22 protein-coding genes are annotated in these 23,510 nt (G+C 45.1%); 9 read left to right on the forward strand and 13 right to left on the reverse strand.

Annotation, left to right across the window (positions count from 1 at the left end; all coding sequences use genetic code 11):
- Positions 1 to 154: 154 nt before the first annotated feature.
- On the forward strand, positions 155 to 703 hold the full coding sequence (locus V1U08_RS05050) for an ECF-type riboflavin transporter substrate-binding protein (RefSeq protein ID WP_014234926.1): 549 nt from the start codon (positions 155 to 157) through the stop codon (positions 701 to 703).
- Positions 704 to 809: 106 nt separating this feature from the next.
- Here the strand turns inward: V1U08_RS05050 and V1U08_RS05055 are convergent, their stop codons facing one another.
- From V1U08_RS05055 to napG, 3 genes are all read right to left on the reverse strand, one after another.
- Positions 810 to 1,991 (reverse strand): MFS transporter, encoded by a 1,182-nt coding sequence (locus tag V1U08_RS05055; protein ID WP_065298113.1) that lies wholly within the window; start codon positions 1,989 to 1,991, stop codon positions 810 to 812.
- Positions 1,992 to 2,083: 92 nt separating this feature from the next.
- The gene (gene napH / locus V1U08_RS05060) at positions 2,084 to 2,938 is read right to left on the reverse strand and encodes a quinol dehydrogenase ferredoxin subunit NapH (protein ID WP_330470090.1); all 855 of its coding nucleotides are present in this window, start codon (positions 2,936 to 2,938) and stop codon (positions 2,084 to 2,086) included.
- Positions 2,938 to 3,708 carry a ferredoxin-type protein NapG gene (gene napG, locus V1U08_RS05065; RefSeq protein ID WP_014234929.1) on the reverse strand — a complete coding sequence of 257 codons (771 nt, stop codon included), beginning with the start codon at positions 3,706 to 3,708 and terminating at the stop codon, positions 2,938 to 2,940. Before napG ends, napH begins: the two co-directional genes overlap by 1 nt.
- 388 nt (positions 3,709 to 4,096) lie before the next feature.
- Here napG and V1U08_RS05070 point away from each other — a divergent pair, with 388 nt between their 5' ends.
- Positions 4,097 to 4,597: a GNAT family N-acetyltransferase gene (locus V1U08_RS05070; RefSeq protein ID WP_330470091.1), complete on the forward strand. Its 501-nt coding sequence runs from the start codon at positions 4,097 to 4,099 to the stop codon at positions 4,595 to 4,597.
- 26 nt (positions 4,598 to 4,623) lie between these two features.
- Here V1U08_RS05070 and V1U08_RS05075 read toward each other — a convergent pair whose 3' ends face one another.
- Both V1U08_RS05075 and V1U08_RS05080 read right to left on the reverse strand, forming a co-directional pair.
- Positions 4,624 to 5,601, reverse strand: a complete 978-nt coding sequence (locus V1U08_RS05075) for a phosphotransferase (RefSeq protein WP_330470092.1) — start codon at positions 5,599 to 5,601, stop codon at positions 4,624 to 4,626.
- 8 nt (positions 5,602 to 5,609) lie between these two features.
- Entirely contained in the window at positions 5,610 to 5,885 is a 276-nt protein-coding gene (locus V1U08_RS05080) for a GNAT family N-acetyltransferase (RefSeq protein ID WP_020333428.1), read from the reverse strand.
- 129 nt (positions 5,886 to 6,014) lie between these two features.
- Here V1U08_RS05080 and V1U08_RS05085 point away from each other — a divergent pair, with 129 nt between their 5' ends.
- Entirely contained in the window at positions 6,015 to 6,749 is a 735-nt protein-coding gene (locus tag V1U08_RS05085; protein ID WP_330470234.1) for a flagellar brake protein, read from the forward strand.
- 116 nt (positions 6,750 to 6,865) lie between these two features.
- Here the strand turns inward: V1U08_RS05085 and V1U08_RS05090 are convergent, their stop codons facing one another.
- Positions 6,866 to 9,226, reverse strand: coding sequence for a Lon protease family protein (locus V1U08_RS05090; protein WP_268668829.1), 2,361 nt, complete (start codon positions 9,224 to 9,226; stop codon positions 6,866 to 6,868).
- A gap of 195 nt (positions 9,227 to 9,421) precedes the next feature.
- On the opposite strand from V1U08_RS05090, the gene V1U08_RS05095 reads away from it, so the two are divergent.
- Positions 9,422 to 9,919, forward strand: a complete 498-nt coding sequence (locus tag V1U08_RS05095; RefSeq protein WP_330470093.1) for a hypothetical protein — start codon at positions 9,422 to 9,424, stop codon at positions 9,917 to 9,919.
- Positions 9,920 to 10,149: 230 nt separating this feature from the next.
- On the opposite strand, the gene V1U08_RS05100 is transcribed toward V1U08_RS05095, so the two are convergent.
- Entirely contained in the window at positions 10,150 to 12,183 is a 2,034-nt protein-coding gene (locus tag V1U08_RS05100) for a prolyl oligopeptidase family serine peptidase (RefSeq protein ID WP_330470094.1), read from the reverse strand.
- Positions 12,184 to 12,349: 166 nt separating this feature from the next.
- On the reverse strand, positions 12,350 to 13,249 hold the full coding sequence (locus tag V1U08_RS05105) for a LysR family transcriptional regulator (RefSeq protein WP_014234937.1): 900 nt from the start codon (positions 13,247 to 13,249) through the stop codon (positions 12,350 to 12,352).
- Between the two features lie 163 nt (positions 13,250 to 13,412).
- Between V1U08_RS05105 and V1U08_RS05110 the strand changes: the two genes are divergently transcribed.
- The gene (locus V1U08_RS05110) at positions 13,413 to 15,104 is read left to right on the forward strand and encodes an L-lactate permease (RefSeq protein WP_014234938.1); all 1,692 of its coding nucleotides are present in this window, start codon (positions 13,413 to 13,415) and stop codon (positions 15,102 to 15,104) included.
- Positions 15,105 to 15,403: 299 nt separating this feature from the next.
- Positions 15,404 to 16,546 (forward strand): FMN-dependent L-lactate dehydrogenase LldD, encoded by a 1,143-nt coding sequence (lldD, locus tag V1U08_RS05115; protein WP_014234939.1) that lies wholly within the window; start codon positions 15,404 to 15,406, stop codon positions 16,544 to 16,546.
- 114 nt (positions 16,547 to 16,660) lie between these two features.
- Here lldD and V1U08_RS05120 read toward each other — a convergent pair whose 3' ends face one another.
- A complete protein-coding gene (locus tag V1U08_RS05120) occupies positions 16,661 to 17,008 on the reverse strand; it encodes a helix-turn-helix domain-containing protein (RefSeq protein ID WP_014234940.1) in 348 nt (115 codons plus the stop codon).
- 226 nt (positions 17,009 to 17,234) lie between these two features.
- On the opposite strand from V1U08_RS05120, the gene V1U08_RS05125 reads away from it, so the two are divergent.
- On the forward strand, positions 17,235 to 18,344 hold the full coding sequence (locus tag V1U08_RS05125) for a mechanosensitive ion channel family protein (RefSeq protein WP_330470095.1): 1,110 nt from the start codon (positions 17,235 to 17,237) through the stop codon (positions 18,342 to 18,344).
- 54 nt (positions 18,345 to 18,398) lie between these two features.
- Here the strand turns inward: V1U08_RS05125 and V1U08_RS05130 are convergent, their stop codons facing one another.
- Positions 18,399 to 19,118 carry a carbonic anhydrase gene (locus V1U08_RS05130; protein ID WP_065298104.1) on the reverse strand — a complete coding sequence of 240 codons (720 nt, stop codon included), beginning with the start codon at positions 19,116 to 19,118 and terminating at the stop codon, positions 18,399 to 18,401.
- 343 nt (positions 19,119 to 19,461) lie between these two features.
- Between V1U08_RS05130 and V1U08_RS05135 the strand changes: the two genes are divergently transcribed.
- Entirely contained in the window at positions 19,462 to 19,899 is a 438-nt protein-coding gene (locus V1U08_RS05135) for a DUF3859 domain-containing protein (RefSeq protein ID WP_014234943.1), read from the forward strand.
- Between the two features lie 77 nt (positions 19,900 to 19,976).
- Here the strand turns inward: V1U08_RS05135 and V1U08_RS05140 are convergent, their stop codons facing one another.
- The gene (locus V1U08_RS05140) at positions 19,977 to 20,189 is read right to left on the reverse strand and encodes a cold-shock protein (RefSeq protein ID WP_425315146.1); all 213 of its coding nucleotides are present in this window, start codon (positions 20,187 to 20,189) and stop codon (positions 19,977 to 19,979) included.
- A 560-nt stretch (positions 20,190 to 20,749) separates the two neighbouring features.
- Here V1U08_RS05140 and V1U08_RS05145 point away from each other — a divergent pair.
- Complete coding sequence (locus tag V1U08_RS05145; RefSeq protein WP_014234945.1) at positions 20,750 to 20,950, forward strand: hypothetical protein; 201 nt, start codon at positions 20,750 to 20,752, stop codon at positions 20,948 to 20,950.
- Positions 20,951 to 21,084: 134 nt separating this feature from the next.
- On the opposite strand, the gene tdh is transcribed toward V1U08_RS05145, so the two are convergent.
- Both tdh and V1U08_RS05155 read right to left on the reverse strand, forming a co-directional pair.
- Positions 21,085 to 22,116, reverse strand: coding sequence for an L-threonine 3-dehydrogenase (gene tdh / locus V1U08_RS05150; RefSeq protein ID WP_014234946.1), 1,032 nt, complete (start codon positions 22,114 to 22,116; stop codon positions 21,085 to 21,087).
- Between the two features lie 168 nt (positions 22,117 to 22,284).
- Positions 22,285 to 23,478 (reverse strand): glycine C-acetyltransferase, encoded by a 1,194-nt coding sequence (locus V1U08_RS05155; protein ID WP_020333441.1) that lies wholly within the window; start codon positions 23,476 to 23,478, stop codon positions 22,285 to 22,287.
- Positions 23,479 to 23,510: the final 32 nt, after the last annotated feature.

Below are 23,510 nucleotides of genomic sequence, written 5' to 3' on the forward strand. Positions count from 1 at the left end.
CGTGAGTTTTATCACACACTGTTTTCAAACCGACCTTGTCCAAAGCCCAATCAATTGGGTTACTGCTAAGCTGTAATAAACAGCAAAATTATCGATAATTCAAAGTAATGTAAGTGAACGATATTCAACGCTGACTATTAAGCAGAGGCTATCTATGAATCTTTTCGGCAAAACTCTCATCGTTATCGCTAGCGGCGCTTTACTCTACGGTATCGGCGGCCTTCCTATGTTTGGCGTCCCTGTCTTTGCTAACACAACCCTAAAACCAGCCATGGCGATATTAGCCGTGTACTCGGTGTTATTCGGCCCTATTGTCGGTTTTTTGGTGGGCATTATCGGCCACTGGATCACGGATCAGTTCGCGGGTTGGGGCTTATGGTTAACTTGGGTGGCGGGTTCTGGCGTTGTCGGTCTGATTATGGGGCTCTTCCCCTACCTGACTCGTCACCGCTTAGACGACGGAGGCTTCGACAGGCAAGACGTTATACTTTTCGTGGTACTCGCACTGATTGGTAATATTCTGGGCTATGGCTGCTCAGCCTATCTTGACACCATCTTTTATGCTGAACCTTTTAATAAAGTCCTAACGCAGATGCTCATCATCGCCACTGGCAACACGGTACTTATTTCTATTATTGGCTACTTCATTATCCGAACTATAGCTAAACGCAATAAGGGCAGCGACAAGTTAACAGAGACTTAATCACACTAGCACTAAGCTTTATATCGTTCTATTCGGACACAAAAATGGGATGCCAGTGCATCCCATTGTTAAATCAGATCATCGTGAGCAAATGACGTAATAAATCTTAACTCCATCTCAGCACACGAGTTTCATTGCCTTCTTCTGGCTTGGCAGGAATGTTGAGCGAAAACAACAAACTCACTGCCGCCATACCAGCACCAATATAGAAAACACTTGAAGGCGAAACCAGCCAAATAACACCAAACGTAACTGGAATGACAACCGCAGCAATATGGTTGATGGTGAATGCTACGCCCGCCGTCGATGCCATATCTGCCGGATCAGCTATCTTTTGGAAGTACGTTTTAATCGCTAGTGCCAGAGCGAAGAACAGATGATCAACCACGTATAGCGCTGCTGCCCATTCCGCAGTTTGAACTAATCCGTAACCAACAAACACAAAGATCAAACCGACGTATTCAAACATCAACGCCTTACGCTCTCCGACAACACCAATAAATCGGCCAATTCGTTTAGCAAACAGGAAATTAAATAAGTAGTTAATCAAAAACAGTAAGGTGATATCCGCCGCTGAATAACCGAACTTCTCCACCATTAAGAACCCTGCAAAAACGGTGAAGATCTGACGACGAGCACCACTCATAAACGTCAACGCGTAGTAGAGCCAATAGCGTTTACGCAATACCAACTTCTTGTTCTGCGGTACTGTGGATTTAAACTGAGGGAAAGCAAATGCCATTACCAAGATAAGCACAAAGCCTATCCCACCCATCACCATATAAACCGTTTGAAAATCCAGTTTAAGTTGCTCTAGCATCACCCACAACGCGCCATAGGTAACCAGAGAGGCCAACGCACCTACCGAAATGAACTTACCAAGCATTTCTGGGGCTTCGTCTTTAGACAGCCACTGTAACGAGAGAGACTGTTTCAACGTTTCGAAATAATGGAATCCGGTGGACATTAACAAGGTCGTAAAAAGTAAACCGTACAGAGTGGGAAAATAACCTGTTATTGCCGTGCCTAATGTCAGCATGGCCAGAGAGACCAGCATGAAGCGTTGCTCGCGAATAAACAGCAGCACAAATACGGCGGTAAACGACAAAAAGCCCGGCACTTCACGTACACTTTGTAACAAACCGATGTCTGAGCCATCAAAGTTTGCTTTTTCAATAACGAAATTGTTGAGCAGCGCCATCCAAGTTGAAAAGGCGATTGGCACGATTATGGAGATGAGCAATAAGAAGTTTTGCGGTGTTCTCCAGCCTTGAGAAGAGGTATTCATGATGCATCCTTTAGATATGAAGGCATCATCATAGCCCTAAATGTAACAAATTCGCAATATCATTCTAATTTGACGCAAAAGTAAAATAACGCTTAATCGATATTCTTTACGCTCAGGCGATTTTTAAATTCAAAGACGTGTTCCGGGCACACATCCAAACAACGTCCGCAGCTGATGCAGTTTTGATCCATCACCCTGCGATCCCCTTCTTTTAACGGTAACCTCAAAACCTCTGGTTCTGGACAGACGTAAAAACAATCCATGCATTTGGTACAAGCTTCACGTCGTACAGCAGTAACTCTGAGAATACTCTTTCTACCGATGACACCGTAAGTTGCTCCTAAAGGACACAGGTGACCACACCACCCATGTTCTACCAGCAGTAGATCCAGAATAAAAACGAGCCCAACTAAAACCCAACCCGCTCCCATGCCAAACACAAGCCCTCGGTGCAACGCGGCCACCGGGTCTATCCATGTCCAGAGAATCGTGCCTGAGAATGCACTGCCCAACATCAAAACTGGAATTAACCAGTAGCGCAATGATGGAGACCAGCGATAACTCGCTTTAATATTCAGTTTTCGCCGCAGCCAGGCAGCAAAGTCTGTCACCACATTCAAAGGACAAACCCATGCGCAAAATGCTCGTGGCGCAAGAATCGCATAAAACACAATAACGATGGCTACCCCTAACAAGACATTAAACTCCGGTACATGCCCAGTAGCCAACGCCTGTAATACGATCAGCGGATCGCTCATGGGAACCGTATCGAGCAACATGCTAGAGGAAAGATTACCCGAAAAAACACCTAGCGTTGGCCCAGCCATAAACAGCGCGATAATGGAAAGTTGACAAAGCCTGCGTAAGATTAGGAATCGGTGTGCTCGCCACCAGCCAAGCTTTTCTATCGCCTCTTTACCTGCATCTTGAGCTAAGTTTTTAGCCATTACTTACCTCCTTTTAGAGACTCAAGTGCACCTGTCGGTACAGGGTTCTCTTCTGGAAGCACGTTCTCTAAAGGTTTATCTATTTCCTGCCAACCGAAGTTGTAATGGCTACCCACTTTGCCTTTCGCTAAGTCCGTAGGCACAACCTTAATTGCTGACACATCCAGTACACAAGCCTGCTCACATTTACCACAACCTGTACAGACCTCAGAATTAACGGTTGGGATCAGCTTAGCGTGGTAGCCTGTGCGGTCGTTGTGAATTTTTTCTAGAGTAATCGCCTCGTCAATAAGAGGACAGACTCGATAGCAAACATCACAACGTAAGCCTTGCCAGTTAAGGCACGTTTCGTGATCGATGAGGACGGCGGTTCCCATGCGGGCATCATCAATGTTGGTTAACTCAGGATCGAGAGCCCCACTCGGACACGCGACCACACACGGAATGTCATCACACATTTCGCAAGGTATGTCGCGTGCAGTGAAATACGGAGAGCCAGTAGCGACTGGAGACAGTAACGTGGCAAGCTTTAACGTATCGTATGGGCATGCTTGTACGCACAACCCACAGCGTATGCAGGCAGATTCAAAGTCGCCCTCTGGCAGAGCCCCCGGAGGCCTGATTGGGACCCCTTTGGTTTCGCGAGCTTGACTTTGCAAAGACTGTAGCCCCAATACACAGGCTGCAGCACCAACGCCCATTGCTGTTCGAGCAGTATCACGCAAAAATCGGCGACGACTTTGGGACATTTTTGACGGGAAAGATTTCATCACGTTTCCTCAAAGAAGCTCCTTTATCAAGTTAAGCATAAATAGCCCGAAACGTACGTCTTCCCCATACCTCATAAGAGGTAACTCCAACCTCTCTTGATTCAAATCAACTCTAGACGGCTACCCACTTCACAGTTTGAAAACCCTCTTTCTCCGCTAAAAACGAATTCACCACAATTGCCTATAAACGCGTAAAGTTTCAGTATAAAAATCCAACACATTTTCAATCTTGTCGGTATTTTCTGCCCTAAAACACTATATAAACTCAAAACACCAATAACATAAACCACTAATTTTAAACGTATAAATTCACTAAATCCTAAAAAATGCTATTCAAAAACCAAAACAGTGGTTAGATTAAGGTAAAACAAACACATAGGAGAGAAGCATGGAAATAATCGTACGTCCAACCATGGTTGAAGACGCAGCAGCGCTCGTTGAAATCTATTCCCAGCCTAAAGCGCAACGTGAAACCCTGCAGCTCCCTAACCCGTCTATCGCCATGTGGGTGGAAAGGTTGTCTAACATGTCTGCTGGCGTTTACAGCTATGTCGCTGAAGTGGATGGAAAAGTGGTAGGCAATATTGGCTTTCATCACTCACAACGCCCAAGAACGTCACATACGGCTTCTTTTGGTATTGGTGTTCATGACCGTTTTCACGGCCTTGGTGTCGGCAGTAAGTTGATTGAGACAGTGACAGAGTTAGCCGATAAATGGCTCAATGTGAGACGCATTCAAATAGAGGTGAACGCCGACAACGACGCAGCCATCGGCCTCTACAAAAAGCATGGCTTCGAGATCGAAGGCGAAGCAATTGATGGTTCCTTCCGCGATGGTGAGTTCATCAATACCTATTACATGGCACGTATAAGACCGAGTAAGAGTTAGAATTCAGCCTCCACATGGAGGCTTTTTCATTCAGATTGGCCTTTCAGATAAGCAATCGCTCTCGCGGTCAGCGCTTCAGTGTAGGGATTAATTTTCCAATGCTTTGGGCTCCAGCCTTTTAAAAAACGCTGAAAGTCAGCCCAGGCGACAGGAAACAACGGACGCCACTCTTGCTCGACCGCTTTTGCATCAAGCTGTGGCTGGTAGATTTGAAGAGCATGCCTAAGTTCTACGAAGTAGATATCAAGAACCCAACTTTCCATTTCTGAACACGCATCTGGCTCGACCGCACTGCTCATAAACAGCGCCACGTCCTTCATCGCACAGCCATGGCCAACATATTGAAAATCGACTGCGGCAACTAATGACTCTGTGTCATCAAAACAAAAGTTGGCTAATTTAGCATCGCCATGAACAATAGTTTGATATTTTGCGCAGGTAAGTGTGCTATCAATTAACGAAGCAGCTTGTTTTAACTCTTTATCTTCTAACGCGTCCAGTTCATCTGGCCTCGTTGCCAAATGCCAATACGTTCCAATATCCCATAGCTGATCGTGGTAAACCCCGATATAGCGGGCATGAAAATGCGCTAACCAAGAAAGACAAGCCTGTAAATGTTTTTTGGACGCTTGAGCCATCACTTTGGTGAACCCCGCTTCGGCGAGATCTTCCATAACGATCAACCATTCATTGTCCGTTTGAAAGCATTTTAACCCTTTGGGTATCCGACAATGTTCGTCGACAGATTGGCTAAAGTGTTCATACCAACTGACCTCAACCTGATAAGAGTGCAGTTTACGTTGATGGGAGCGATCGGTATTCCAGCCTCTTGGGTGCTCAGATGGTTTGGGAAGCGTCACATGTTTTACAATGATTGAGCGCTTAGAGAACTTCACTCGCACCAGTTCACCGTAACCTCCCCAAAGTGATTGAATCACTTCGACTGAAGCAAGATTACCCAGATCTAGCTCATTGCCAATGTTCACATAGAGAGGGTTGATCATTTGTCCCCCTACGCCAAAAGATGTGCCCACTGCTTATTTTTATCAATATAGTGCCCGACATAAGGACAAACCGGGACGATTTTGTAGCCCAATGATTCAATTTCTGGCAGTACGGCTTCCATCATCACCTTTCCGCAACCCTTACCTCTTAGTTCTTCAGGAACCACGGTCGACGTGATATGCATTGCGCCATCTTGCAGTTGATACACAACTTTAGCGCTAAAGCCTTGCTCAAGTTCAACCCAAAAGATGCCACTTTCACTGTCGTGCGTCACTTTTTGCATAACTTACTTCCTTATTTTCGGTTAACTTATTGAATCGAACTATATCACTGAATAAAATCAATACCACGCTAGGAAGCCCAGTCATTTCATATCAGTCCCTTTTCAGGTTCGACCATAATAATGAGAAATATGATAATTAGTGCCGGAGATGGCAAACGACCTTCTCAAAGTAAGAGGGAACCAGAACGTCAGGCGACAATACTCAACAGCACCGATGCAATGGCAATGGTGGAACACGGAAGCGAAGTTTCTTTAAACGTGACGACGCCCGTAGGAACTAAGTTTATAACCACCAGCACCTTTATTGGCTGTCACTCCAACCATACCGCGTTGGTAGAGCTACCAAATATTTCGGAAGAAGATCTCAAGTTCTACTTTCAAGAAGGATTCTGGATCAACATCAAAGCGTACTCTCAGCGTGGTGAAGGCGCTATTATTCCTTTTAGAGCGCAAATCCAGCATCGCTTGGGTGAACCTTATCCATTATTGGTTCTCAACCTGCCAAATACGATGCAAGTGTATCAGCTTAGGAAAGAAGTTCGTTACGAAGTCAATTTGAAAGCCCATGTCCGCTTCGAAACATATCGCAACGAATGTGAGATAAGAGACATTTCCCGAAGCGGCTGCCGTTTCGTGACGTCTCCGATCAGTCGTCCGCTACAGATTGGTGACCTCATTTCGTTAGATGTAACTATGCCGGAGGATAGCCGCATGCTAGCCCCACTCAATGGCCGCATTTGTAACCTGCAAAAATCGACTCATTACTCCCGTTACGGCGTGGAGTTTGATGACGTAGGCAAATCTAATGCAAAGCGCTTACTGAGCAATCTCAAATTTGACGGAACCAAACTGAAATTAAAGTAGTTCAGAATTTGTCTCATCGTTTTTCTTACAACACAAGAATAGAAAAAGGCACTGAATGTGCCTTTTTGTTGTTTGATTCAGCCAGATAACTGAATCTCTTTTCCGCGAGATTTGGTCTACTTTCTCAATGCATTAAGCTTAGCTTGAGCGATACCAAAAATCGTATCGATCGGATAAGAGCCTTCTTCTGTCGGTTCTCCGGCCACTTTTCCAGTAAACAGTTCAATCGCTTCGGTGACATGGTCTATCGCCCAAATATGAAACTCGCCTTTTTCTACCGCTGTGACGATATCGGATCGCAACATCAGGTTATGAGCATTCGACGCAGGAATGATTACCCCTTGACCGCTATGACGACCTTTAATGACACACACGTCATAAAAGCCTTCAATCTTTTCGTTTACACCGCCAATAGGTTGCGCTTCACCAAACTGGTTCATCGAGCCTGTGATGGCGATATCCTGACGGTTTGGCTGTTTTGAAAACGCAGAAGCAACCGCACACAGCTCGGCCATACTGGCACTGTCTCCATCGACCCCGCCGTAAGACTGCTCAAAGGTGATAGTAGTCGTAAGCGGAACACGTGCATTTTTACCGAACACAGACGACAAATACGCCGATAAAATCATGACCCCTTTGGAGTGGATGCTACCACCGAGATCAACACTGCGTTCAATATCAATCACCTCACCGTCACCATAGCAAGTGGTCGCGGTAATGCGGTTTGGTGCACCAAACATATAGTCACTGGTACTCAACACCGACAATGCATTAACTTGCCCGACTGCGGAACCTTCAGTGCGTATCAAAGTAGTACCATTGACATAGGACTCCATCACACTGTCACGCAAACGGCTCACACGCATTTCTTGATTCTTCAGCGCTTCTTGTACATGCCCGGTTCGAATCATGTTGGAGTTGGCCTGACGAGCAACGTAGTTGGATTCTCGGAGCAAGTTAGCAATGTTGGCTGAATGCAGCGACAACTTGGACTGGTCTCCAGACAAACGAGAGCTGTATTCGATAATACGGGCAATGGCTTTCTTGTCGCAGTGCAGCATGTTGTTATCGTGGACGACACTGGAAATAAAGCGCGCGTAGTGCAGCTCAGACTCAGGCGTTCGGCTCATTTCATCTTCGAAATCGGCAGTAACACGGAATAGCTCGCTAAATTCTGGATCATAGTGCTGTAACAACTGATAAGTTCGGTAATCACCAAACAGGATAATTTTGATATCTAACGGAATCGGCTCTGGATCGAGTGAAACCGCACCGGTTAACGTTACTTCTTTCTCTAGTGAGGTAAAACTTAACTGACGCGATCGAATCGCACGCTTTAGGCCATCCCATACATAAGGCTGCTCCAGCACTTTCTGTGCATCCATCAAAAGGACGCCGCCATTGGCTTTGTGCAAACTACCTGCCCGGATAAGCGAGAAATCGGTAAACACTGTGCCTTTAAACGTTGCCGTTTCAATTGAACCAAACAGCGAGTGATAATTAGGGTTCTCTTCGACCACAATTGGGAAATCACTGTTACAACGACTGACCAGTACATTCACTTTGTAGCGACGCGGTAACTTTTTATCTAAAGACGCGGTCGCGATTTCGCCTTGTTCACCACTTTGGTCAAGAAAGATATCGGCGTTCTCGACAATGTCTTTTTGAAGTTCAGTAAGATAGGTTTTGATCTCTGGATATTCAGAGTAATCAACCTTAAGCGTCTTAATGAAGTGAGTAATCACATCCAGTGTCACTTCATCATTGAGCTTTTTGATCTTATCACTAAACGTTTCTTCCCACTCAGTGAGCTCACGAACCATAGAGCGCAACGCCACTTCCAACTCATCAATGGCATCACTGAATTGTTCTTGCTCTTTTTTGCTCAGTGCATCAAACGACTCTTCGGTATGCAGCTCATCACCATTCATCGCAACGAACTGGTAGTCACCTTGTGTTGTGATCGTCAGGCTAATGCCTTTATCTTTCGCTTCTTTGCTAATACGATCCAACTCATTTTGTTGCTTGTTAGCAAGTTGGTTTTTTAAACGATCAGCGCGGCTAAAGTACATTTCGTTATCAAATGCCAATGGTAATGCATTGAGCAACTTACCCATTAAGGCTTCAATATCAACTCGTAACTTATTACCGATACCACAAGGCAGTTTCAATACTTTAGGTGTGCGAGTGTCTTCAAAATTCGCGACATAACACCAATCAAATAACGCTTCTACATCGTGTTGATGACGATTTAAGTAACGTAAAATCATGGTACGTTTACCTAAACCATTCTGACCGATTGCGTAAATATTGTACCCTTTCTCCTTGATTGACATCGCAAACTCAACTGCCTTTTGAGCGCGCTCCTGCCCCACGATTTCATCAATAGGAGGTAATTCCTTGGTAGACTTACATGGCATATTCTCTAGATCAGCTACAGAATACAACTGCTTAGGTTCTAGCCTTAGTATTGCCATATCCGCTTCCTTTTTCTTATTGTGTTCAATTGAGTGTAGAGATTATTTGTTTAATTTTAAGTGATTTACATTACATCGCGGTCTAACCGAACACTTTATGAACAACTAAACCACAAAAAATGACAACAATACACACTTGCAATTGATAACCATTTTCATTTAATATCATATTCAATCTAATTTGGGGAGTTGGACATGGATATCGAGCAATGCTGGATGCGCTACATGAAAGCTGGGCAATTAATACAACAGGGTCACTGGCCTGAAGCGCATCGTTTATATGAAGATGTACTCAATCATTTACCCAATCACATCCACTCAGCGTTAGAAAACGAACAAACCAAACCCTGCCAATTTATTTGTCTTATTAGCGGACTACGTGATGCTAGCGTGGCACAGTCAGAGATTCTCAATAGACTCGGTTCGCAACGTGCAGCTTTTTCAGCACTCAACCAAACTTATGCATTATTTCAGTTCTTACAATTGGAAAGCCATGAGCTGATTGAGCGCTTAAGTCACCTGCTCGCGCAGCAAAGTGAAGACTTACTTGCACACATGGCAGCATTTTGTACCGCTCAACGTAACGCGGAATGGATGATTGAATTACAGCACGTGACTCATGCACACGAACAATTTTTGCATTTGCAGGCAATGATATCTGCCGAATCGGCCAATATGCGTCTCTATAATTAAGCCTCAACCTCTGGTTCCGAAGCGATGCATAAATTGGCAAGAAAACTTTTGAATTACTGAAAATGGGCATAGCTGCCTTTCGGTTTGGCCGCCGAGACTGGTTGGTTCAACGAGTCAGACTTAGTCAATCTGATTCAATATACTGTTAACAGTATGACTTGAGTTCCCCCAACCATGAAAAATGCCGCGATTCTGTCGCGGCATTTTTTATTCTTCTAACTCATCGGTCGTTACACAGACTCGATGCCCATATTGTATAGGGTGAACGCATAGATATCGGTTGTAAGATCGATTTGTTTACTGAGCGGCATGCCCGCACCATGTCCTGCATTCACATCGATTCGAATCAATACTGGATTTTCGCCCTGATGTTTATCTTGCAGTTCGGCAATGAATTTGTAGGAGTGAGCAGGCACCACACGATCATCGTGATCGGCAGTGGTCACCAGCGTTGCAGGGTATTGCACGCCCTCTTTCACATTATGTACAGGCGAGTAACCCAGGAGATACTGGAACATCTCTTCACTTTGCTCAGACGTACCAAAGTCGTACTTCCAGCCTTCTCCAGAAGTGAATGTATGGTATCGAAGCATATCAAGCACTCCCACAGCAGGCAGTGCCACTTTGAACAGCTCTGGACGTTGAGTCATACACGCACCGACCAACAACCCGCCATTCGAACCACCACGAATCGCCAAGCGTTCTGAACTTGTGTAGTCGTTCTCGATCAAATATTCAGCTGCGGCGATAAAGTCGTCAAACACATTCTGCTTTTGCAGTTGAGTGCCGGCATTGTGCCAAGCTTTTCCGTATTCACCACCGCCTCGCATATTCGCTACGGCATAAATGCCCCCTAACTCAAGCCAGTTGGCCACATTACCAGAGAACATTGGCGTCAGGCTGATATTAAAACCACCGTAACCGTAAAGCATGGTCGGCGCAGTACCGTCGAACTTGGTGCCTTTCTTATAGGAGATGATCATCGGTACTTGCGTACCGTCTTTTGAGGTGTAGAAAACCTGCTTCGACTCATAGTCATTGCGATCAAATGGCGCTTTAGATTCTTGATAAAGCGGTGATTCACCAGTTTCCACATCAAAAGAGAAAATCGTCGGCGGAGTGACGTAATTGGTGAAAGTGTAGTAAAGCGTAGTTTCTTCTTTCTTCCCTGCTAAACCATATGCCGTGCCTTCGCTCGGTAATTCAACATCACGAATCCATTCACCTTGGTAGTTGTACTGCTGTACTTTCGACAGAACATCAACCATGTAAGTAGCAAACAGATAGCCACCGCCTTTACCCACTTCTAACGGCTGCTCTTGCTCTGCAATAACCTCTACCCATTGTGAGGTTTGCGTGTTGTAACTGACGACTTTGCCATTTGGCGCATCAAGGTTGGTGTAAAACAGCAGAGTTGCATCTTGATTATCAATAAGGTGCGTATCGCCTTGTGTGGTTTCGCGTAACGTCACAATCTCTTGTGCTGCTGAGTTTAGGTCGATATAAAACAGGCGGTTGCCAGAGGTTGATTCCGCGCCAGAGATAATTAAGTAGCGATCATCCGTTGTCGTCGTAGCGAATACATAGCGATGTGTCTGAGAGTCCAATGCGCCAAACACGACTTTATCTTCAGCTTGTGAAGTCCCTAGCTCATGATAGTAAAGTTTATGCTGCTCAGTACGCGCTGACAGTTCACTGCCTTCTGGCTTATCGTAGCTGGAATAGTAGAAGCCTTTGCTGCCCAACCAGGAAATGGAGGTAAATTTCGCATCGACAATTTCAGGCTCCAACTGTGCTTTGGTTTCCGCATCAATCACAAAGATCTTACGCCAGTCACTGCCACCTTCAGAGATAGAATACGCGACTAAACGGTTGTCTTTTGAAAAGCTCACTTCACCAAGAGAAGTGGTCCCCTCTTCAGAAAAAGTATTAGGATCTAAAAATACTTCTGCCTCACCCTCTCCTTTACGACGGTAAAGTACGCTTTGGTTTTGCAAACCATCATTTTTATAAAAATAGGTGTACTCACCGCGCACAAATGGCTGTGAGTATTTCTCATAGTTTTGGCTGCTAGCGACCAGATCGCGAATTTTCTGGCGATAAGGGATCTGACCCAGTAAATCAAAAGTCACTGCGTTTTGGCTTGAGACCCAGTTTGCCGTTTCTTCACTACGATCATCTTCTAACCAGCGATAAGGATCGGCGATATCGTGTCCGAAGTAGCTGTCCACGACAGAATCTTTGCGAGTTTTTGGGTAATGCATAACGTCCGTGTTACTCCACTTTAATTTTGTTTTAGCTTTAATTGAGACTAATTCTCAACACATACCTTAGGGCGCTAACGTTTGATTTCAACTAAAAGATTGAAACATTTATTAAATTGATACTTAACACGCAATTTGCATCGAAGACGGCATGAAGTCCAAGCCGCTAAAAATAGTGTGAAATCGTTAAGTAACGATCACGGATGTGCTCAATTAATAATTTTACTTTATTGGGTGGCTGGCGAGTAAATGGATACACCGCATAAATGCCCAGTTTTTTGCCAACCAATTCAGGAAAAATATCCACCAGCTGGCCATTACGAATATCGTGATACACCAAGCACCTTGGTACGTAGGCGATACCATGGCCACCCAGCGCCGCTTTGCGAAGCGCGGTGGCGTTATCAGTAGAGAAACTGCCCGACACTTTAACAATGTAGTTGCCTTCATCACTCTTAAACTCCCAATCGGAAGCACCTGTGGTTTGGTAGGCATACTGAAAACAGTTATGACGCGTCAAATCAATCGGTTCTACTGGTTTACCATTTTTGGCTATATAAGAAGGAGAAGCACACACCACCCATTGAGAGTCGAGAATATGCCTTGCAATTAAGCTGGAGTCTTCAAGATACCCCGTTCGAATCACGAGATCATAACCATCAGCCACAAGGTCAACGAAGCGATTATCGAGCGACATATCGACGGTTAAGCCCGGATGAAGGTTACAAAATTCGGCTACTGCATCAGCAAGAATCAAGTCTCCAGAAATAGATGGCACAGACATCTTGATATGTCCGCTTACATTCTCTCCAAAGCCTGCAACTGCATCCATAGCCTCCTGAGTGGCTTGCTTCACATTTTTAGCACTATGTAATAACACCTTCCCCGCTTCCGTCAGGGTCAATTTACGTGTTGTTCGATATAATAGCTGCGCGCCGATTTCTTCTTCCAACCTGGCGATTCTTTTACTAACTACCGAATTTGTAAGGTTATTTGCCTCAGCAACCTTACTAAAACTGCCCAGTTCCATTACCTGAGAAAATAGGATTAAGTCGTCTGCTCTCATTTGATTATGTCACTTTTGGAATTAATTATTTTCATTATTTCCCTATATCTAAAAAAAATAAAGGAGTAGATTCACGCCAAATTAACAAAACCATTACAACAAAAAGTCGCCTCTACAACGGAAACATACCGTTCAAAAAAGTCTGCGAACGAAGGATGTACAAATGAGTGAAACCCTACTTGCCCTCGTGGCGTTTTCGCCAATTGTTGTGGCCGCCATTTTATTGGTTGGTCTCAACTGGCCTGCTAAAAAAGCTATGCCTGTTGCGTTCGGTCTTACCGTCGCTATCGCCCTAATGTTTTGGGATATGTCAGCTACTCGCGTACTGGCATCCGTATTCCAAGGCCTAGGAATTACTGTATCTGTACTCTGGATTGTGTTTGGCGCCATCTTCTTGCTCAACACTTTAAAACACACTGGAGCGATCACAACTATCCGTAACGGCTTTACCGATATCTCTGCCGACCGTCGTGTTCAAACTATCATCATTGCATGGTGTTTTGGCTCGTTCATCGAAGGGGCATCTGGTTTCGGTACGCCTGCTGCGATTGCTGCGCCGCTACTCGTTGCGATTGGCTTCCCAGCAATGGCAGCCGTGCTTATGGGCATGATGATTCAGTCTACACCTGTGTCATTTGGTGCTGTAGGCACGCCGATCATTGTCGGTGTCAATAAAGGACTGGATTCACATAACATTACCGAGACATTGGTAACACAAGGTTCTTCATGGGAAGCATACCTACAGGACATTACTGCTCACGTAGCGGTTATCCACGCGGTTGTTGGTACTATGATTCCAGTGTTAATGGCTGTGATGTTAACACGATTCTTCGGTAAAAACAGAAGCTGGACAGAAGGTCTCGATATCCTGCCATTCGCTCTGTTTGCTGGTATCGCATTTACGGTTCCTTACGCATTAACTGGCGTATTCCTGGGTGCTGAGTTCCCATCTCTGATTGGTGGCCTTGTTGGTCTAGCAATTGTGGTGACCGCAGCGAAGAAAGGCTTCCTGGTACCAAAAACTAAATGGGACTTTGAAAGCGAAGATAAATGGCCAGCCGAGTGGTTAGGTTCTCTGAAAATCAACATTCAAGAGAAATCTGGTAAGCCAATGAGCCTGGTAATGGCTTGGGTTCCTTACGTATTGTTGGCTGTGATTCTTGTTGCTAGCCGTGTAAGCGCTGAGTTCAAGAGCTTCCTGCAAAGCATCAGCTTGTCTTTCAGCAATATTCTTGGAGAAGCGGGCGTTAGTGCAGCCATCCAACCGCTATACCTGCCTGGTGGCATCCTGGTGTTTGTTGCGCTACTTGCGGCACTACTGCAAAGCGGCAGCGCGAAACCACTTCGTGAAGCATTCGGCGAATCAAGCAAAACACTGATTGGTGCTGGCTTCGTACTGGTATTCACCATTCCAATGGTACGAATCTTCATTAACTCAGGAGTTAATGGTGCAGACCTTGCGAGTATGCCGGTAACAACCGCGAACTTTGCCTCAGACCTTGTAGGCTCTGCATTCCCGGCATTGAGCGCAACGGTTGGAGCACTAGGCGCGTTCATCGCGGGTTCGAACACGGTATCAAACATGATGTTCAGCCAATTCCAGTTTGAAGTCGCTCAAACGCTGTCTATCTCAAGTGTGATTGTCGTTTCACTTCAAGCAGTAGGTGCAGCAGCGGGTAACATGATTGCGATTCACAACGTAGTAGCAGCATCAGCAACAGTAGGTCTGCTGGGACGTGAAGGTGCGACGCTGCGTAAAACCGTTATCCCAACGTTCTACTACCTTGTTATGACGGGCATTATCGGTTTGGTACTGATATACGGATTCAACATGACAGATGCTTTGATGAAGTAAATAAAAGCGCAGGGTGTCAACGCCCTGCACAATTTTGACACAGCTATTAGCAACACTACCTGCATAGGTTATTTGACCTGCAAATCTCCCCCGGTAGCTGTGTCACCTTTAATCACATTATATAACTGATTGAATAATTGGACTGATTGTTCAATCAATTATGTAAATTGGTTACTAGAATTACTCTATCTGATAGTTGTACTTCTTTGTTAACCCGTATTCTGATGTCGTCAGCTACTCCGTAGCGATGAGAAACCACGCTCCACAACTTTGCTTAGAATAAACGCTAGGACACAATTATGATTATATCTGCTTCTACCGATTACCGCGCAGCCGCTAAAGCCAAGCTACCTCCATTTTTATTCCACTATATTGATGGCGGCTCTTACGATGAACGTACTCTGAAGCGCAATACTGACGATTTAGGTGATGTCGCTCTTCGTCAACGCGTCCTACGTGATATGGCTGATTTAAGCCTGGAAACCGAGATCTTTGGTGAGAAACTCGCCATGCCTATCGCACTTGCTCCTGTCGGTTTGACGGGCATGTACGCACGCCGTGGCGAAGTGCAGGCAGCAAAAGCAGCAGAGAAAAAAGGCATTCCTTTCACGATGTCTACGGTTTCCGTTTGTCCGATTGAAGAAGTCGCTCCGGCCATTGAACGCCCAATGTGGTTCCAGCTATACGTACTAAAAGACCGCGGCTTTATGAAAAACGTTCTTGAGCGCGCAAAAGCGGCTGGCGTGACGACGCTTGTGTTTACGGTAGATATGCCAGTACCTGGCGCACGCTACCGCGACATGCACTCAGGTATGAGTGGTCCTAATGCAGCAATGCGCCGCGTATTTCAGGCGATGCGTCACCCGAGCTGGGCACTGGACGTAGGCATGCTTGGTAAACCTCACGACCTGGGTAACATTTCCACTTACCGTGGTGAACCAACGAAGTTAGAAGATTACATTGGTTGGCTAGGCGCAAACTTTGACCCTTCAATTTCTTGGAAAGATCTAGAGTGGATTCGTGACTTTTGGGATGGCCCAATGGTAATCAAAGGCATTCTGGATGAAGAAGACGCAAAAGACGCGGTACGCTTTGGTGCCGATGGTATCGTCGTATCTAACCATGGTGGTCGTCAGCTGGACGGTGTGCTTTCTACCGCTAAAGCGCTGCCAAGTATCGCAGACGCGGTTAAAGGTGACCTGAAGATTTTTGCTGACTCTGGTATTCGTACTGGATTGGATGTGGTTCGCATGCTTGCTCTTGGCGCGGACTGTACGCTTCTGGGTCGTTCTTTTGTCTACGCACTGGCTGCACAAGGTGGTACTGGTGTAGAGAACCTGCTTGACCTTTACGACAAAGAAATGCGTGTAGCGATGACGTTAACCGGTGCTAAAACGATTGCCGACCTTTCACAAGACTCATTAGTGAAAATCCCGAGCTAATCCGATACATCAATAAAAAACGAGCCATCAAAGGCTCGTTTTTTATAGCTAATTAGCTAAGGGCTGGAGAGCGTAGTCGTCGTTCAAATAGTGATTGAGACCGGGCTACGAAAACTAGCTCACTTGATGCACGTATTCGATCACCACCTGGTTGCCTTCGATAAATACGTTGCTAATATCGCCATCCACCGTTACTCGGCTTTGCAGTTGTACAGAACCTATAGCAGACATTTCTCGCTCATTTAGAGTCGGAATCACTTGACTAGGGCGCACATGTAGCTGCTCGCATAGCTGTTTTACAAAACCCAATGTCAGGGGTGAACTACCACGTAATAAGCCAGAAAACTCATGCAAGCTCACGCCGAGGCGCTTCGCCATATCCATTTGAGTGATGTGCATTTTGGCTTTTTGTGACATCCAAGTGTTATAGAGCGCAATTCTATCCTGCTCTTTAAATTCCATATCTGCCTCCGCTAATTTTAAGTGGCAATACCCTCTCACACTTGCCACCGCTTAATGTTAGCGATAAGTCAAAGAACTTATAATTAAACGTTCAAGCCCTGTAAGGTAATGTTACTTACTCTACTGACAATAACGCTGGTGCTATACAATATTTGTTAAATTTCTGGGGTGAGCGTTTAATATCTGCTACCTTTCTCACCAAGACTCATTCGAAATAAAGTTACTTATGTCACAGTGGTTTATCGATCTTCAAAACTATATTCTTACCAACGGTGAAGAATGGAACAGCAGCGTTCTATTTATCACTCTCGCCAGTTTTATTGCATGGATCGCTTGGCGATTAATTCGCTCACGTTTAGCCATCCTGGTAGAGAAAACACCATTCCATTGGGATGACATGTTGCTTGAGGCTCTCAAAGCGCCGGTGAGTACACTCATCTGGTGTTGGCCCGCCACGGTGTCACTCGGCATTATTTTGGAAAGCGAGCTAAACGATAAGATAGATTGGCTGAGCACACTCAAGCTCATTTTGATCATCAGCATCTTGGTCTGGACCTTGATGCGGCTAATCACCAATGTAGAAGAATACGTACTCGAACACCAAAAACGCGACGAAACGACGGTGCAGGCTATCGCGAAAGTGGCTCGCTTGTTCTTCGCAACATTGGGCGTTTTGACGATCATGCAGGCATTTGGCCTTTCTCTGTCAGGTCTGCTCACCTTTGGTGGTGTGGGTGGCTTGATTGTGGGTTTAGCCGCGAAAGATTTGTTGTCTAACTTCTTTGGTGGTTTGATGATCTATTTCGACCGTCCCTTCAAAGTTGGCGACTGGGTTCGCTCGCCAGACAGAGAGATCGAGGGCACAGTTGAACGCATCGGGTGGCGCATGACGATTATTCGCACGTTTGATAAACGCCCGCTTTACGTTCCCAACTCGGTTTTTAGTAGCATTGTGGTGGAAAACCCGTCGCGAATGCTTAACCGACGCATTTATGAAAAAATTGGTCTTCGCTATGACGACGCAGAAAAAGTGCCAGAGCTCATCAATGCAATCAAGGAAATGCTGAAGGCTCACAAAGACATCGACGCTCGTCAAACGCTCATCGTGAACTTCGATTCTTTCGGGCCATCATCGTTGAACTTCTTTATCTACACCTTCACAAAGACGGTCAACTGGGTGCGCTACCATGAGGTAAAGCAGGATGTCTTACTGCAAGTGATCACTATCATTAAAGAGCACAACGCAGACATTGCCTTCCCAACTCAAACGCTTAAGCTGGATCCGATTCAAATGGCCAATCAGACAGAACAAGACGAAAACGGCTTTAAACATTAAATAACGCAAAGCCCACTCAATTGAGTGGGCTTTTTCATTATGGTTTAGCAGCCGTTATTGCTTGGTTAAAATCAGGCGCGCATTCAATGGCTGTACTGGACGATTATTTTCACCCATGGCTTGTTCAAATGTCGCGATTTGTTCTGCTGAAATCGTCTGAGGATCTTTAAGCACTAGCCAACGCACCCCTTCCGAGCATGGAGGCGTGGTCAAAGAGCCATTAAATCGATAGTAATCCTTCTCGCTCGGGATCAGAGCACTTGCATCAAATGGCGCACTGATCGTCACGTTACTGTCTTTTGCTGGGACTTTATCTAATAGCTGAGTCAACGCAGGGTTTGCATCCCCTTCTTCGAAGAATACCGCGACTACCGCAAGATTACCTTGCTCATCTGCGTGAACATAATGCGCCTCTAACGGATAGGATTTACCATCAACATGGTTTTCTGATGGCGTATGGAAGTGGAATTGCTTGAGGTTAAATGACTTACCGTCAACAAGCAGGTTGTTGTCGCCTTCTAGACTTGTTTGTAGCGTATGACCATTATTTGTCAGTGAAATAGCTTTACCATTGTAATCTAATTCCAGCTTGGCCAATTCCGCCTGAACCGTAGACTGAATATCAATTGGGCTCTGGTTTTTACCCTGAGCACATTCAGAAGCAAATTCCCCCCAATGCTCCGGGCCATGGTTACCCTCATATCCCCAATTTGCAGCATGCGCTGTACCAACTAATGCTAGAGATAAACCTAGCGCTGTAAGTGACTTATTCATAGTTTTACCTTATTCCATCAAGCGAAGTATTTTTAACCTCGCTATACTAATCTCAGAAGATCCTGTTGGAATAGTCCGAAAACTATGATTGCAAATAAACTTTGGGAGCAAGACCTCTTGTTATGTAATTGATAGTTCTCCCACCAGCTTCTGTTTCACAGAAAGTCACAAAAAGACAAGCATCGATGTGTTCTCATCCATCACATCAGGCTTAGAATGACGTCGAGTAATTCAGACACAACCTCACCATATTGGTCTGTTTTTGCGGGGATACAGGCCCTTGCTTGAAGCCCTGCCGGTATTTGGTAGAATCGCGGCATTATTCATGAGCGAGAACCAATGAGTGGCAAAACGTACTCCAGTTATAGAAATGACATCCTACGGTATTTATTCCCACTGGGATGCAAAAGCCAAAGAGTTGCCTCAAATTAAAGCGTTCACCCAAACGGTTACTGCCGATGAAGGGGTTGAATTTGGCTTTACCGTCAATATTAAGAAAGCGAAAGGACAGCTTTTACAGTTTTGCATCCATCATCCGGGCATTATCAATAAAAAGGGTAAAGTACTCGCGCCTTTTGATGGAGAAGTGTATGTACGAAGTAATGATTGGCACTTCTATCTTGGCGATACCATTCAGCTGCTGTGTCCGATTAACGGATTAGAAAGCAACTTAGGTGAATGGCGAATGACGCTAGAAATGCAAGGTAAGACAATCGCTGAAAAAACATTCAACGTTGTTGCTCGTGACGAAGGACAGTTCTGGAAAAGCCGAGGGTTTTAACCTGACTTATGCTTAAAAAACACTAAAAGCAGACTCATAGCGACACTTAATGAGCCTGCTTACTTTTCAATACTCAGTTATAGAGGCTTAACATTAGTCGCACACGGACCTTTTTGCCCTTGCCCTACTTCGTATTCTACTTTCTGACCATCCGCCAGCGACTTATAACCACTCATTTTAATTTCCGAATGGTGGACGAATAAATCTTTACTGCCATCATCCGGTGTAATAAAGCCAAATCCTTTATCTCCATTGAACCACTTAACTATTCCTGTACTCATATTCTCAATCTTCATCTTTGGTGAACTATGGATGACTTACTTGTTATCACCATTACAAGAGCCATTTTGTTTTAAAGTTTTATATTGAATTAAAAGTAAGCCAATTAATAAAAACAAATAAAACTATAAGTAACCATTAGCTCAATATAGGCAATAGACAAGAAATTGCAGAAAATATTTAGGCTAACCTGTGTAAAAATCCAACAGAAATCCACCATCAACCTAGCGCTGCCAACTTTATCTAACCACCTATTTAACATTGAATTATGGGGTGCACATCACACCAAAAAACAAAAACTCGAAGTAATCTCATGCATATAACTAAGTTTCATACCCAGGTAGGTATGAATAAATTTTTTGTCCGTTCGTCAGTAGGCTAATTTATATGCAACTTTATGGGATGTGCCCTTCGTGTAAGAAGAGTACGGTGTTTAATCGAATACACCGGACATTCATAGAAAAAGTATTCCGGAAAAAATACTTCAAATATGAGTGTATAAATTGTTCAGCAGAAGTTTTTTCTCATCAAACTCAAAGAGATATAGTTCTCCATCGAAATGGGAGCTTAAATGAACAATAACATCAGTTCTATGGATCAAGCTGAAGGTTTACGTCGTCTTGTTAAATCTCCAACTGGCTTAGATAAATTAAAGGCTCTACAGGTCGAATTACGTAGTGCCATCATCGCAGGGAAATACAAAGATGCGGACAGGCTAATGGCTTTGCTAGACAAAGCTCAAAAAGAGCTAGAAGAAACGCATTGGAGGTAACCTGTCGTTCGATCTGCTAGCCAAAACTCTACTTAGTTAGAACTTTCGGGGATTAATTCCAGACGTTTACTGGTTATTCATGTTCCCTAAAACAAAAAACGCCCCTTTCGGAGCGTTTTTCTAACCTAGAATGGTTATTCCCAATCAAGGATAACTTTACCAGACTGACCGCTACGCATAACGTCGAAGCCTTCTTGGAAGTCATCAATCTTGTAGTGGTGCGTGATGATTGGCGACAGATCCAGACCTGATTGGATCAGGCTTGCCATCTTGTACCAAGTTTCGAACATCTCACGTCCGTAGATACCTTTGATAACCAGACCTTTGAAGATCACTTGGTTCCAGTCGATACCCATGTCTGATGGTGGAATACCTAGCAGAGCAATACGACCGCCGTGGTTCATGGTTGTCAGCATTGAGTTGAACGCAGCAGGGTTGCCAGACATTTCAAGGCCAACATCGAAGCCTTCTGTCATGTTCAACTCTGCCATTACATCTTCTAGCTTCTCTTCTGCTACGTTTACTGCGCGAGTGACACCCATCTTACGAGCAAGTTCCAGACGGTACTCGTTGACGTCTGTGATGACTACGTGACGCGCACCAACGTGTTTTGCAACTGCAGCTGCCATGATGCCGATTGGACCAGCACCCGTGATCAGCACATCTTCACCAACTAGGTCGAAAGAAAGTGCGGTGTGTACTGCGTTACCAAACGGGTCGAAGATCGATGCTAGATCATCAGAGATCTCATCTGGAATTTTAAATGCATTGAACGCTGGGATAACCAGATATTCTGCAAATGCACCTTCACGGTTTACACCTACACCGATGGTATTACGACAAAGGTGTGTACGACCACCACGACAGTTACGACAGTGACCACAAGTAATGTGACCTTCGCCAGATACGCGATCACCAATTTCAAAGCCACGAACTTCCTGGCCAATCGCTACAACTTCACCCACGTATTCGTGGCCCACAACCATAGGTACTGGAATGGTTTTTTGTGACCATTCATCCCAGTTGTAGATGTGTACGTCTGTACCACAGATAGCCGTTTTCTTAATTTTGATCAGAATGTCGTTATGGCCAACCTCAGGTTTTTCCACCTCGGTCATCCAGATGCCTTCTTCAGGCTTTAGCTTTGATAATGCTTTAATTTTCATAGTATTCACCAAATATTGCTCCGCTCAGTGCGCAACAAAAAATTCTCAATAACTTTCATTATCACTCAATAGCGTGGGTGAAAAGGCTTAACCCAATGAGCCTTCTCCAAGGGAGATTTGGGCAAGCCTTTGTCATAAACCCACGTGAAACACGAGCGATACAGAAACTTAAATAATGCCCATGTCCTTACCAACCTGAATGAACGCATCAATCGCACGATCCAGTTGCTCACGAGAGTGCGCCGCTGACATTTGAGTGCGGATACGCGCCTGACCTTTTGGTACAACAGGGAATGAGAAGCCGATTACGTAGATGCCTTTTTCTAGTGCACGCTCAGCGAACTCAGCCGCAACTTTCGCGTCACCAAGCATGATTGGGATGATTGCGTGATCAGCACCACCCATCGTGAAGCCAGCCGCTTCCATACGTGCACGGAAATGCGCTGCGTTTTCCCACAGGCGGTCACGTAAGTCGCCACTTTCTTCTAGCAGGTCTAGAACTCGGATAGAGGCATTTACGATTGCTGGTGCAACCGAGTTTGAGAATAGGTACGGACGAGAACGCTGACGTAGCCAGTCGATCACTTCTGCTTTACCTGATGTATAGCCGCCTGAAGCGCCGCCCATTGCTTTACCAAGCGTACCAGTGATGATGTCGATACGGTCAACCACGTTGTGGTGCTCGTGCGTGCCTGCACCGGTTTTACCCATAAAGCCAACCGCGTGAGAGTCATCAACCATGGTCAATGCGCCGTATTTTTCCGCCAGGTCACAGATAGCTGGAAGGTTCGCAACCACGCCGTCCATCGAGAACACGCCGTCCGTTACGATAAGAATGTGGCGAGCACCCGCCTCTTTTGCTGCAATCAGTTGTTGCTCTAGCTCTTCCATGTTGTTGTTTGAGTAACGGAAGCGCATTGCTTTACACAGGCGAACACCATCAATGATAGACGCATGGTTTAGTGCGTCAGAGATAATTGCATCTTCTTTACCAAGAATGGTTTCAAACAGACCTGCGTTTGCGTCAAAGCAAGAGGTGTAAAGAATCGTGTCTTCTTTACCCAGGAACTTAGACAGTTTCTGCTCTAGCTCTTTGTGGATGTCTTGAGTACCACAAATGAAGCGTACTGACGCCATACCAAAACCATGCTCATCCATACCCACTTTACCTGCTTCAATCAGTGCAGGGTGGTTAGCAAGGCCTAAGTAGTTATTTGCACAGAAGTTCAGTACTTCTTCACCGGTTGAGATTTTCACAGCAGCTTGCTGTTGAGACGTAATAATACGTTCTGCTTTGTAAAGACCTTCAGCCTTCACTTCTTCAATTTGCTGTTGAATCTGTTGGTAAAATGCAGAAGACATTCGCAATTCCTTCTTGATTACGTTGGCGAGTT

Source organism: Vibrio sp. YYF0003 (assembly GCF_036350715.1).
GTDB classification, from domain to species: Bacteria; Pseudomonadota; Gammaproteobacteria; order Enterobacterales; family Vibrionaceae; genus Vibrio; species Vibrio natriegens.

What these genes read in the sequence shown, in the direction of transcription:
- tdh (WP_014234946.1), bottom strand. Translation starts at nt 22,116, where the DNA reads ATGAAAATTAAAGCATTATCAAAGCTAAAGCCTGAAGAAGGCATCTGG.
- V1U08_RS05050 (WP_014234926.1), top strand. Translation starts at nt 155, where the DNA reads ATGAATCTTTTCGGCAAAACTCTCATCGTTATCGCTAGCGGCGCTTTA.
- V1U08_RS05055 (WP_065298113.1), bottom strand. Translation starts at nt 1,991, where the DNA reads ATGAATACCTCTTCTCAAGGCTGGAGAACACCGCAAAACTTCTTATTG.
- V1U08_RS05095 (WP_330470093.1), top strand. Translation starts at nt 9,422, where the DNA reads ATGGATATCGAGCAATGCTGGATGCGCTACATGAAAGCTGGGCAATTA.
- napG (WP_014234929.1), bottom strand. Translation starts at nt 3,708, where the DNA reads ATGAAATCTTTCCCGTCAAAAATGTCCCAAAGTCGTCGCCGATTTTTG.
- napH (WP_330470090.1), bottom strand. Translation starts at nt 2,938, where the DNA reads ATGGCTAAAAACTTAGCTCAAGATGCAGGTAAAGAGGCGATAGAAAAG.
- V1U08_RS05090 (WP_268668829.1), bottom strand. Translation starts at nt 9,226, where the DNA reads ATGGCAATACTAAGGCTAGAACCTAAGCAGTTGTATTCTGTAGCTGAT.
- V1U08_RS05085 (WP_330470234.1), top strand. Translation starts at nt 6,015, where the DNA reads ATGATAATTAGTGCCGGAGATGGCAAACGACCTTCTCAAAGTAAGAGG.
- V1U08_RS05155 (WP_020333441.1), bottom strand. Translation starts at nt 23,478, where the DNA reads ATGTCTTCTGCATTTTACCAACAGATTCAACAGCAAATTGAAGAAGTG.
- V1U08_RS05110 (WP_014234938.1), top strand. Translation starts at nt 13,413, where the DNA reads ATGAGTGAAACCCTACTTGCCCTCGTGGCGTTTTCGCCAATTGTTGTG.
- V1U08_RS05145 (WP_014234945.1), top strand. Translation starts at nt 20,750, where the DNA reads ATGAACAATAACATCAGTTCTATGGATCAAGCTGAAGGTTTACGTCGT.
- lldD (WP_014234939.1), top strand. Translation starts at nt 15,404, where the DNA reads ATGATTATATCTGCTTCTACCGATTACCGCGCAGCCGCTAAAGCCAAG.
- V1U08_RS05130 (WP_065298104.1), bottom strand. Translation starts at nt 19,118, where the DNA reads ATGAATAAGTCACTTACAGCGCTAGGTTTATCTCTAGCATTAGTTGGT.
- V1U08_RS05080 (WP_020333428.1), bottom strand. Translation starts at nt 5,885, where the DNA reads ATGCAAAAAGTGACGCACGACAGTGAAAGTGGCATCTTTTGGGTTGAA.
- V1U08_RS05120 (WP_014234940.1), bottom strand. Translation starts at nt 17,008, where the DNA reads ATGGAATTTAAAGAGCAGGATAGAATTGCGCTCTATAACACTTGGATG.
- V1U08_RS05125 (WP_330470095.1), top strand. Translation starts at nt 17,235, where the DNA reads ATGTCACAGTGGTTTATCGATCTTCAAAACTATATTCTTACCAACGGT.
- V1U08_RS05070 (WP_330470091.1), top strand. Translation starts at nt 4,097, where the DNA reads ATGGAAATAATCGTACGTCCAACCATGGTTGAAGACGCAGCAGCGCTC.
- V1U08_RS05075 (WP_330470092.1), bottom strand. Translation starts at nt 5,601, where the DNA reads ATGATCAACCCTCTCTATGTGAACATTGGCAATGAGCTAGATCTGGGT.
- V1U08_RS05100 (WP_330470094.1), bottom strand. Translation starts at nt 12,183, where the DNA reads ATGCATTACCCAAAAACTCGCAAAGATTCTGTCGTGGACAGCTACTTC.
- V1U08_RS05105 (WP_014234937.1), bottom strand. Translation starts at nt 13,249, where the DNA reads ATGAGAGCAGACGACTTAATCCTATTTTCTCAGGTAATGGAACTGGGC.